Annotated in this window: 12 protein-coding genes; 8 read left to right on the forward strand and 4 right to left on the reverse strand. The window is 63.8% G+C overall.

Annotation, left to right across the window (positions count from 1 at the left end; translation table 11 throughout):
- Positions 1-301: efflux RND transporter permease subunit (locus Q8N40_RS02075; protein WP_305710627.1), on the forward strand; the 301-nt coding region annotated here is incomplete at its 5' end.
- Between the two features lie 2 nt (positions 302-303).
- On the opposite strand, the gene Q8N40_RS02080 is transcribed toward Q8N40_RS02075, so the two are convergent.
- Genes Q8N40_RS02080 through Q8N40_RS02090 form a run of 3 tightly spaced genes read right to left on the reverse strand, consistent with a single transcriptional unit; the run spans position 304 to position 3622 of the window.
- Complete coding sequence (locus Q8N40_RS02080) at positions 304-759, reverse strand: DUF6691 family protein (protein WP_305710628.1); 456 nt, start codon at positions 757-759, stop codon at positions 304-306.
- Positions 760-762: 3 nt separating this feature from the next.
- Entirely contained in the window at positions 763-1188 is a 426-nt protein-coding gene (locus tag Q8N40_RS02085; RefSeq protein WP_305710629.1) for a YeeE/YedE family protein, read from the reverse strand.
- A gap of 49 nt (positions 1189-1237) precedes the next feature.
- Entirely contained in the window at positions 1238-3622 is a 2385-nt protein-coding gene (locus tag Q8N40_RS02090; protein ID WP_305710630.1) for a heavy metal translocating P-type ATPase, read from the reverse strand.
- A gap of 54 nt (positions 3623-3676) precedes the next feature.
- Between Q8N40_RS02090 and Q8N40_RS02095 the strand changes: the two genes are divergently transcribed.
- From Q8N40_RS02095 to Q8N40_RS02120, 6 genes are all read left to right on the forward strand, one after another.
- Positions 3677-3952 (forward strand): metal-sensitive transcriptional regulator, encoded by a 276-nt coding sequence (locus tag Q8N40_RS02095; RefSeq protein WP_305320990.1) that lies wholly within the window; start codon positions 3677-3679, stop codon positions 3950-3952.
- 89 nt (positions 3953-4041) lie between these two features.
- Positions 4042-4482, forward strand: coding sequence for a hypothetical protein (locus tag Q8N40_RS02100; protein WP_305320989.1), 441 nt, complete (start codon positions 4042-4044; stop codon positions 4480-4482).
- 70 nt (positions 4483-4552) lie between these two features.
- Positions 4553-6232, forward strand: coding sequence for an efflux RND transporter periplasmic adaptor subunit (locus Q8N40_RS02105; protein WP_305710631.1), 1680 nt, complete (start codon positions 4553-4555; stop codon positions 6230-6232).
- Positions 6233-6244: 12 nt separating this feature from the next.
- Complete coding sequence (locus Q8N40_RS02110) at positions 6245-9379, forward strand: efflux RND transporter permease subunit (protein WP_305710632.1); 3135 nt, start codon at positions 6245-6247, stop codon at positions 9377-9379.
- Positions 9380-9417: 38 nt separating this feature from the next.
- On the forward strand, positions 9418-9783 hold the full coding sequence (locus tag Q8N40_RS02115) for a hypothetical protein (RefSeq protein WP_305710633.1): 366 nt from the start codon (positions 9418-9420) through the stop codon (positions 9781-9783).
- Between the two features lie 67 nt (positions 9784-9850).
- Complete coding sequence (locus Q8N40_RS02120; protein WP_305710634.1) at positions 9851-10354, forward strand: cupredoxin family protein; 504 nt, start codon at positions 9851-9853, stop codon at positions 10352-10354.
- A 91-nt stretch (positions 10355-10445) separates the two neighbouring features.
- Here Q8N40_RS02120 and Q8N40_RS02125 read toward each other — a convergent pair whose 3' ends face one another.
- Positions 10446-10616 carry a hypothetical protein gene (locus tag Q8N40_RS02125; protein ID WP_305710635.1) on the reverse strand — a complete coding sequence of 57 codons (171 nt, stop codon included), beginning with the start codon at positions 10614-10616 and terminating at the stop codon, positions 10446-10448.
- Between the two features lie 104 nt (positions 10617-10720).
- Between Q8N40_RS02125 and opgC the strand changes: the two genes are divergently transcribed.
- Positions 10721-10817, forward strand: a 97-nt coding sequence (opgC, locus tag Q8N40_RS02130; protein WP_305710636.1) for an OpgC domain-containing protein, incomplete at its 3' end; no start/stop codon positions are given.

Below are 10817 nucleotides of genomic sequence, written 5' to 3' on the forward strand. Positions count from 1 at the left end.
CCGCAATTCGATCCTGCTGGTCGACTTCATCCGCCACAGCGGCGGCGAGAACAGGTCGACGCGCGACATCGTGCTGGAAGCCGGCGCCGTGCGGTTCAAGCCGATCCTGCTCACCGCGCTGGCCGCCATGATCGGGGCTGCTACAATCCTGCTCGATCCGATCTTCCAGGGGCTGGCGATTTCGCTGCTGTTCGGACTGGCGTCGTCGACGCTGCTCACCTTGCTCGTCATTCCGGCAATTTACATCGCGCTTCGCGACACCGCACCGCAGGCGTCGTCCGCCGAGACTGCAAAGAGCTGAGGCTAGCCGGGCCGCCGGGCCAACGCCTCGTCCGGCGACTTTGCGGGCCGCGCCCTTTGCCAGACGTCGTGCAGAATCATGCCGCCGGCCATCGCCAGCACAAACACGAATACATCAGGCGATAGCGTCGCAAGGCTCTCGATCGCCGGGCCCGGGCACAAGCCAACGAGACCCCAGCCGATGCCGAACAGCGCCGATCCCGCGACAAGCGGCCGGTCGATATCGTCCCTGGTCGGCCAGAAACCGTGAGCAGCGAGCAACGGCCGCGAACGACCTTTCGCCAGCATGAACCCCGGCACGGACACCGCGAGTGCCGCGATCATCACGACGGCGAGACTTGGGTCCCACGCGCCGAAGACATCGAGAAATGCCAGCACCTTGGTCGGCTGTACCATTTGCGAAATCAGCAGGCCGGCGCCGAACACCAGGCCACACAAGAAGGATGCGAGCATCAGCATGGCTCAGCTCCCCAGCACGTGGCGGGTGATGGCAATGGTAGCGACCGCGGTCAGCATGAAGATGACGGTGGCCGCGATGGAGCGGCCGGACAGTCGCGCGATGCCGCAGATGCCGTGACCGGACGTGCAGCCGTCTCCCATGCGGCTTCCGAAACCGACCAGCAGGCCGGCGGCGATGATGACGGTCCAGCTCGGCGGCAATTTCGGGGTCGGCATCCCGTAGCCGATCCAGCCGGCCAGCAGCGGCGCCAGAATGAGGCCGGCGATGAAGGCAATGCGCCAGCCTCTGTCGCGGCTGTCAGGATTGAGCAGGCCGCCAAAAATGCCGCTGATGCCGGCGATCCGGCCGGTCAGCAGCATCAGCAGCACGGCGGAAAAGCCGATCAGCGCGCCGCCGATAGCGGCCGATAGCGGCGTGAAATTCGCCATGATGATTCTCCTTCAGCGAGAGCCACGGTCTGCGATCGATGCGGCTGAACTACAGACGCGTCACGCGCAATCGCAAGGCATTTCCTACCACGCTCACCGACGACAGCGCCATGGCGGCGGCGGCGATGATCGGCGACAGCAGCAGGCCGAAGGTCGGATAGAGCACGCCGGCGGCGATCGGGATGCCGGCGGCATTGTAGACGAACGCGAAGAACAGGTTCTGCCGGATGTTGCGCATGGTGGCCTGCGAGAGCCTGCGCGCCCGCACGATGCCGCCGAGATCGCCACCCAGCAGTGTAATGCCGGCGCTCTCCATCGCGACGTCGGTGCCGGTGCCCATGGCGATGCCGATTTCGGCGGCGGCGAGCGCCGGAGCGTCGTTGACGCCGTCGCCGGCCATGGCGACGATCCGGCCGGCCTTCTGCAGCTTTGCTACCACGGCGCTCTTCTGATCCGGCAGCACCTCGGCTTCGACATCGGCAATGCCGAGTTGTCGCGCTATGGCATTGGCGGTGGTGCGGTTGTCGCCGGTCAGCATGATGACCTTGATGCCTTCCGCCGCCAGCGCCTTCAGGGCGTCCGGCGTCGTTGGCTTGACCGGGTCGGCGATCGCGAACAGACCAGCGAGCCGGCCGTCGACCGCGATGTTGATGACGGTGGCGCCGTCACCACGCAGGCGTTCGCCCTGTTCGTTCAGAGGTCCGGTTTCGACACCGAGCGACGACAGGAAGCTGGCATTGCCCAACACCACGGTCCTGCCGCCGACCTTGCCGATGGCGCCCTTGCCGGTCGGCGAGTCGAATTCCTCCACCTTGCCCAGGTCGAGCTTGCGTTCGTTCGCCGACCGCACGATGGCATCAGCGAGCGGATGCTCGCTCGATCGTTCGACGCTGGCGGCCAATTGCAGGATTTCGTTCTCGTCGAATCCCGCCGCGGCAACGATCGCGATCACCTTCGGCTTGCCCTCGGTCAGCGTGCCTGTCTTGTCGACCACCAGCGTATCGACCTTTTCCATGCGCTCCAGCGCTTCGGCGTTCTTGATCAGCACGCCGGCCGCAGCACCGCGGCCGACGCCGACCATGATCGACATCGGCGTGGCCAAACCGAGCGCGCAGGGGCAGGCGATGATCAGCACGCTGACGGCGGCAACCAGGCCGAACGCCATCCGCGGTTCCGGCCCGAACCAGGCCCAGGCGGCGAACGCCACGATGGCGGCTGCGATGACCACTGGCACGAACCAGCCGGATACCTGATCGGCCAGCCGCTGGATCGGCGCGCGCGAGCGCTGCGCCTCCGCGACCATCTTGACGATCTGGGACAGCAGCGTATCGCGGCCGACCTTGTCGGCGCGCATCACAAAGCCGCCGGACTGGTTGAGCGTGCCCGCGATCACCTGACCGCCGACTTCCTTGGTGACGGGCATGGACTCACCGGTCACCAACGATTCGTCGAGCGACGAGCGGCCTTCGAGAATGACGCCGTCCACCGGTACCTTCTCGCCCGGCCGGACGCGCAGGCGATCGCCGACCAGCAGGCTGTCGATCTGCACCTCGTGGTCGGCGCCGTCGTCGCCGATCCGTCGCGCGGTCTTCGGCGCCAGTTCGAGCAGCGCCTTGATCGCGCCAGAAGTCGCCTCGCGGGCGCGGAGTTCGAGCACTTGGCCAAGTAGGACTAAAACAGTGATGACCGCGGCGGCTTCGAAGTAAATCGCAACCGCGCCGCCATGACCGCGAAAAGTGGCCGGGAATATTTCCGGCAGCACGGTCCCGATGACGCTGTAAGCATAGGCGACACCGGTGCCCATGGCGATCAGCGTGAACATGTTGAGATTGCGCGTCAGCAGCGATTGCCAGCCCCGCACGAAGAACGGCCAGCCCGCCCACAGCACGACGGGCGTGGCAAAGACCAGTTGAATCCAGTTCGACAGCGTCGGGTCGACCCAGCCGTGACCGCCGACGAGGTGACCGCCCATTTCCAGCACGACCGCCGGCAGCGACAGCACGAGCCCGATCCAGAACCGCCGCGTCATGTCGGCGAGTTCGGGATTGGGCGGCGTATCGAGGCTTGCGACCTCGGGCTCCAGCGCCATGCCGCAGATCGGGCAGCTGCCGGGGCCGACCTGGCGGATCTGCGGATGCATCGGGCAGGTGTAAACAGCGCCTTCCGGCGCCTGGGCCACTTGGGCTGCTTGGGCCTCCGCCTTTCGCTCGCCAAGAAAGGCGCCGGGATCGGCGGCGAATTTGGTCCGGCAGCCGGCGGAGCAGAAATGGAAGGTTTGGCCGTGATGGTCGAACCGATGCTTGCTGGTGGCGGGCTCGACCGTCATGCCGCAGACGGGGTCGCGCACGGGGGCGTTGGTGTGGGCATGGGCATGCCCTGCGTGATCGTGATGCCCGCCGCAGCAGCCTGCGTTAGTGTCTTTCGCGTCACTCATCGTGTTCTCCCGCAGGGCCTTGCAACCTATACCCAGTAGGGGTATATAAGCGCCATGCGAAAAGACATCAAGGCGTCCTGTCAAAAGCGTTTGGGCCGGATCGAGGGCCAGGTTCGCGGCCTGTCGAAAATGGTCGATGAGGACCGCTACTGTATCGACATCGTCACCCAGATTTCGGCGGTGCGGGCCGCATTGCGGCGCGTTGAGGAGGAAGTGCTGAAAGACCACGTGTCGCATTGTGTCGAACACGCCATCACCAGCGGCAACAAGGTCGATCAGCGGGAGAAGATCGCGGAATTGATGGCCGTCATCGGCCGGTCGGACCGTTGATCCAGGCGATCACGATGCATTTACCGCAATTTCATTCGTCGTTCCCTTCGCTTGTTCCCTTGGCCCGGATCATATAGTAGCAGTTGCGCATGACAACGACCGGAACGCTTTTGCGGATGATTGGGGCGGCGATCCTTTTGATCGTCGTCCAATTCGCGTCGGTCGCCGCCAACGCCCATGGCGGTCATGGACACGGGCCTGATGCGCATCATCAAGCGCACAGTAATCACGCGCATGGCACGGCGGCGGGCAACGCGCATTCGATTTCCTCTGCGGAAATCGCCGCTGCGAACCGGGTTGTCCAGGCCGAGGCCGCGGCTCAAAACACCCCGGGCGCGCCATCTTCCGATGTCGACGCCTGCGTGATGGGCTGCTGCGGGTATACCGGTTGCTGTGGCGCCGCGCTGGCGGCAGTTTCGCCCAGCCTTCCCCCGAAAACGTGCCCGCTTCGCATCGGCTTTGTACGCCTGATTTCCGTTCGCGGAGTCGACCCCCAGGGTCTGCGCAAACCCCCCCGATCCCTCGCCTGAGTAACGACGTCCCCGCGGTCCTGCCTCGGCAGGCATCCGCGCGAGCTTCTTGTCAGGTGAGGATTTTCCAATGCGCTCCTTGTTTCGTGCCGCGCTTTGCGCGGCGGCTCTTGCTTCTTTCCCGGGAGCCGGGTTGCTGCTGGCCCATGACGGTCACGATCATGGCGCGCCGCCGTCACCGCCAGCGGCTGCAAATCTAGCACCTCGCACCGAGGCCGCCTCGGATCATTACGAACTGGTCGCGATCGTCCGTGGCGGCGACCTCATCATCTATCTCGACCGCTTTGCGACCAACGAATCGGTGGATGGCGCCATTATTACCGTCGACACCCCGGCAGGCCCGGAGCCCGCGCGCGCCATGGCGAACGAGCCGTATCGGCTCAGCGCGCCATGGTCCGCCAAACCGGGTTCCTATGACCTGATCTTCACGGTCAGCAAGGATGGCTTCGACGACGTGCTGGCCGCGACGCTGATCGTTCCGCCGGAAGATCCGGGCGCAAAGGCCGCAACGGCTTCCCTGTCGGATATCGCGGGCGGCATTCGCGATTTATCGTCGCGCTATGTCCCGACCGCATTGATAGCCGGGCTCGGAGGCTTTGCCGCGGGCATTGTGGTGATGGCGTTGATGTGGCGGCGGAACCGGCCCGCGATGGTCCTGGTCGTTGCCGGGATGCTCGCGATGTTCATCGGCGCCGCGCGCGCCCATGACGGCGATGACCATGGCGCGTCGGCCAATTCGAACCCGACAGTGCGCGACCTGGCGCAGCGGCTGCCCGATGGCGGCGTATTCGTGCCCAAGAGCATCCAGCGAATCCTCGCCATCCGCACCGTGCAAATCGAATCCGCCGCGCATCGCGCCGCGCTGGAATTGCCCGGCCGTATCATCCCCGATCCGAACGCCAGCGGTTTCGTTCAGTCATCGGTCGGCGGCCGGCTTTCGCCGCCGCCGAACGGCTTTCCGCGGCTGGGGACGCCGGTCAAGAAAGGCGACGTTCTCGCCTATATGACGCCGCCGCTGCAGGCCATCGACGCCTCCGACATGCGCCAGCGGCAAGGCGAACTCGACCAGCAGATCTCCATCGTGGAGCGCCGGCTGGCCCGCTATGAGACGCTGGTGCCGAGCGGCGCCATCGCACGCACCCAGCTGGAGGATACAAGAACGGAGCTGCAAGGCCTGAAGGACCGGCGCGGCTCGCTCGACAAATCGCGCCGCGAAGCGGAAGAACTGATCGCGCCGGTGGATGGCATCGTGGCCGAAGGCACCGTCGTCGCCGGTCAGATGGCGCAATCGAACGCCGTCATCTTCCATATCGTCGACCCGACCCGGCTGTGGGTGGAGGCGCTCAGCTACGACTCGCTTCCCGGAGTCCAGAGCGCGGTGGCCCGGCTGAGCAATGATCGGACCTATCCACTCGCCTTCCGCGGCGCCGGTTTCGCCGGTCGCAATCAATCGATCCCGGTGCAATTCGCGGTGCAGGGCGACGTCGCGGGGTTGCGCGCCGGACAGTTCGTCACTGTGCTTGCCACCACGGATGAGGAAAAGACCGGTTTTGCGGTTCCCCGCGCAGCACTGGTGCGCAATGCCAGCGGCCAGGATGTGGTCTACGAGCATGTCGCGGCTGAACGCTTCGAGCCGCGCCCGGTGCGTGTCGAACCGCTCGACGGCGATCGCGTCTTCATTGCCACCGGACTCGCCGCGGGAAAGCGCCTCGTCGTTCAAGGCGCCGAACTGCTTGGCCAGGTACGCTGAGGAGGACATCAGATGTTTCGCTTTCTCGTCACGCAGTCGCTGCGCAATCGCCTGATGGTGCTGGCGGCCTCGCTGGTCCTGGTGCTGCTGGGAATCTTCAGCGCCAGCCGGCTCCCGGTCGATGTCTTTCCCGACCTCAACAAGCCGACCGTCACCATCATGACCGAATCCGAAGGCTTGGCGCCTCCGGAGGTCGAGCAACTCGTCAGCTTTCCCATCGAAACCCAGATGAATGGCGTTCCCGGGGTGACGCGGGTGCGCTCCGTTTCCGGCGTGGGGCTCTCGATCGTCTATGTCGAGTTCGACTGGGGCACCGACATCTATCGCAACCGCCAGCAGATCGCCGAGCGGCTTTCTCTGGTCAGAGCGCAGTTGCCGTCGAACACCGTGCCGCAAATCGGGCCGATCAGCTCCATCATGGGGCAGATCGTGCTTGTGGCGATGACGAGCGACAAGGCTTCCGCGATGGAAGTCCGCGAAGCCGCCGACTTTACCGTTCGTCCCCGTCTGCTGACGATCCCGGGCGTGGCCCAGGTCATCCCGATCGGCGGCGAGGTCCGTCAGTATCGCATTGCGCCGAATCCGCCTGCGCTGCGCAGCCTCGGCGTCACCTATGAGCAGGTCGAACAGGCGCTGACCCAGTTCGGCGTCAACACCGGTGGCGGGTTCACCGACCAACACGCGCGCGAATACCTGATAAGGAATATCGGACGAACCACCAATCTGGATGACCTTCGCGGCGTCGTCGTGGCGCAGGTCAATGGCGGGCCGGTGTTTCTGCGCCAGGTCGCGACCGTCGAGTTCGCGCCCAGAGTGAAGCGCGGCGAAGCCGGCTTCATGGGCAAGCCGGCCGTCATCGTCTCGGTCGAGAAGCAGCCCAACGTCGATACGATCAAGGTGACACGCGAAATCGAGCGGGCCCTGAAGGAGATCACGGCGTCGCTGCCGCAGGGTATCAAGGCCGACCAGATCGTGTTCCGCCAGGCCGACTTCATCGAGACGTCGATCCGCAACGTCGAACAGGTTCTCGTGGAAGCCGGCGTCGTCGTCGCCATAGTGCTGTTCGTATTCCTCCTGAACTGGCGAACCACGGTGATCTCGCTGACCGCGATCCCGGTCTCGATCCTGGCCACGGCCACGATCTTCTACTTCGCCGGGTTGTCCATCAACACCATGACGCTGGGCGGTCTCGCCATCGCGCTGGGCGAGCTGGTCGACGACGCCGTGGTCGATGTGGAGAACATTTTCAGGCGTCTGCGCGAAAATCGCGCACTGGAACATCCCCGCTCGGCGTTCGATGTGATCGTATCGGCCTCGCAGGAGGTGCGGTCTGGCATCGTCTATGCGACGGCGATCATCGTGCTGGTGTTCGTGCCGCTGTTCGCGCTGTCGGGAATCGAGGGCCGGCTGTTCGCCCCGCTCGGCCAGGCCTACATCATCTCGATCCTCGCCAGCCTCGCGGTCTCGATCACGCTGACGCCGGTCATGGCCTATTACATGTTGCCGCACCTGAAACGCCTCGATCATGGCGACAGCGCGCTGGTCCGCCTGCTCAAGCGCGGTAACGCTGCGCTGCTCGAACGCGCGTTCCGCCATCAGCGCGCGTTGATGGCTGTCACGGTGCTCGCCGTCACGACGGCAGGGTTCGCAGCGTTTCTTCTTCCCCGTGCCTTTCTGCCGCCGTTCAACGAAGGCACGCTCACCATCAATATGCTCTTCAATCCCGGCATCTCACTCGCTGAGTCCAGTCGCGTCGGCCTGATTGCCGAGCGCCTCATCATGGAGGTGCCCGAAGTCAAAACAGTCGGGCGCCGGACCGGGCGCGCTGAACTGGATGAACATGCCGAAGGCGTGCATTCCTCGGAAATCGATGTCGACCTCGCCAAATCATCGCGAACCAAGACGAATGTGATCGCGGACATTCGCTCGCGATTAGCCGTACTCCCGGCTTCGATCAACGTGGGCCAGCCGATCTCGCATCGGCTCGATCATCTGCTGTCCGGCGTCCGCGCCGAGGTTGCACTGAAGATCTTTGGCGATGATCTGGACGCATTGCGGGCGGCCGCAGAAATGATGCGAACGCGGATGGCAGGCATCCCCGGGCTCGCCGATCTGCAGGTTGAAAAGCAGGCTCTGATCCCTCAGCTCGAAATCCGGATCGACTACGGCCGCGCCGCGCTCTACGGCGTGCAGCCTGCAGTCGTCATCGAGCAGCTCAGTCGGCTTTCGAACGGGCGGGTGGTGTCGCGTGTCGTCGACGGCTACCGGAGGTTTGATGTCACGATGCGGCTGCCGGACAGGCTTCGGACGACGCAAAGGCTGGGAGACCTGCTGATCGAAACCCCAACCGGATGGATTCCGGCGAGGCAGCTTGCCGACATCAAGGAGACCGAGGGCCCGAACCAGATCCTGCGTGAGAACGGCCGCCGTCGCCTCGTGGTGCTGGCCAACACCAACGGCACCGCCGACATGGCGAAAATCGTCGAATCAATCCGGGAGGTGACCGCATCGACAAACCTGCCTGAAGGTTTCTATACGCGCCTCGAAGGCACTTTTCAGGCGCAGGAGGAAGCGAGCCGGACCATCGGGATCCTCTCGCTGCTGTCGCTGTCGCTGGTTTTCGCCATTCTCTACAACCGCTATCGCTCGGTGCTGTTCGCCCTGATCGTGATGGGCAATGTGCCTCTCGCCCTGATTGGCGCGGTGATCGCGCTCTGGTGGACCGGTCAACCGCTCTCGGTCGCGTCCATGGTCGGTTTCATCACGCTGACCGGTATCGCGGCTCGCAATGGCATTTTGAAGATCAGCCACTACATCAACCTGGCGCTGCAGGAGGGAATGCCGTTCGGACGCGATCTGGTGGTTCGCGGCAGTCTCGAGCGGCTTACCCCGGTGCTGATGACGGCGCTGGCGGCAGGCGTCGCGCTCGTGCCGCTCCTCATCGACGCGGCAACGCCCGGCAAGGAAATCCTGCATCCGGTGGCCGTCACGATATTCGGCGGCCTCATCAGCGCGACGTTGCTCGATACGTTTCTCACGCCAGTGCTGTTCCTGCGGTACGGAGAAAAGCATCTCGAACGCCTGCGGCGGGACGCTGCCGCATTGCGTGACCCCGCTCACGGTCCTTCGCCAGCCGAAGCCTTCTAGACTCAGCCCTTTCTAAACTCAGCCCTGGAGAAACAAAAATGTACGCAAAATTTCTAGTGATCGCAGCCCTGCTCACCTCGACCGGGTCAGCCCTGGCTCATGATGCCAAGGGGCCGCATGGCGGGCGCGTTACAGACGCGGGATCATACCATGTAGAATTGGTCGTAAAGTCCGATATCGTCGATGTGTTTATCAGCGATGCCAGCGACAAACCCGTTGCGTCCTCCGGATTCAAGGGCACGGCGATCCTCGTGGCAGACGGAAAATCCCAGCGGGTCGTGCTGGCGCCCGTCGACGGCACGCGCCTTTCCGGTAACGCGACGGTCGCGTTGCCGAACCAGCCCAAGGGGGTTGTGCAACTGACGGGCCCCGACGGAAAAACGGTTCAAGGGAAGTTCAATTGAGGATGATATCGGCCGACAATAACGTCGGCACCGGTACGAACCACGTATCAACGCGAGGAAATGAGAGATGATGAATTGGACCAGGAGCGGGATCGCATTGGCCGCCGCAACGCTGCTTTCAGTCAACGCCTGGGCAGGCGAAAAGCCGGCAAAGCACGGTCACAGCCACAGCCACAGCCATGGCGAAACCTTCTCGGCCGGCGAGCCGGGCAATCCGAAGAAACCGTCGAGGACCATCCAGGTCACGATGCGCGAGTCGGACGGAAAAATGCTGTTCGTCCCGGCGCGGCTCGAGGTCAGGAAAGGCGAGCAGATCAAATTCGTGCTGCGCAACATCGGCGAGCTCGAACACGAATTCGTGCTGGCCACCACCACGGAAAATCTCAAGCATGCCGAAGACATGAAGAACAACCCGAACATGGCGCACGAGGAACCGAACGGGAAAGAGGTCGATCCGAAGAAGACGGGCGAGATCCTCTGGAAGTTCACCAAGGCCGGCGAGTTCGAATATGCCTGCCTGATCCCCGGCCACCGCGAGGCGGGAATGACCGGGACGATCGTCGTCAAATGACGTCGTTCAACATGCGACCGACGCCAACGAGAACGATGGCGCGCCATTCATGGCGCACCAGATCTTGAGAAGGCCCGTGCCTTCTTCGAGATTATTTCTTTTCACCCATGTGATGCGTTTCACTCTTCGGGCCGCCGCTATAGTGGTGACCGCCGGACTTGGTGCGAACCTTGGCATTGGCGTTGGCATTTGACTCCGGATGCTCTGTCAAGTGAGGCACGCCGGTTTGCGGCCCGCCTTGATACAACCAGCTCGTACTCATTGAGATTGCTTTGGTAGCTAAATCTTCTGCACGGAAGGCCCGTGGAGGATGAAATGTCAGATGCCCCGGATGGTTTCGCGAAGTAAATGGATCGACCCCAGACAATGACCGTCAACGTCGCTCTTCCACCATCACCGCGTGACTTGCGTCTCGACCTGTTCCGAGGGCTGGCAAATTGGGCCATCTTCTTTGGCCATATCC

Origin of the sequence: Bradyrhizobium sp. (assembly GCF_030693485.1) — a bacterium.
GTDB lineage: Bacteria > Pseudomonadota > Alphaproteobacteria > Rhizobiales > Xanthobacteraceae > Bradyrhizobium.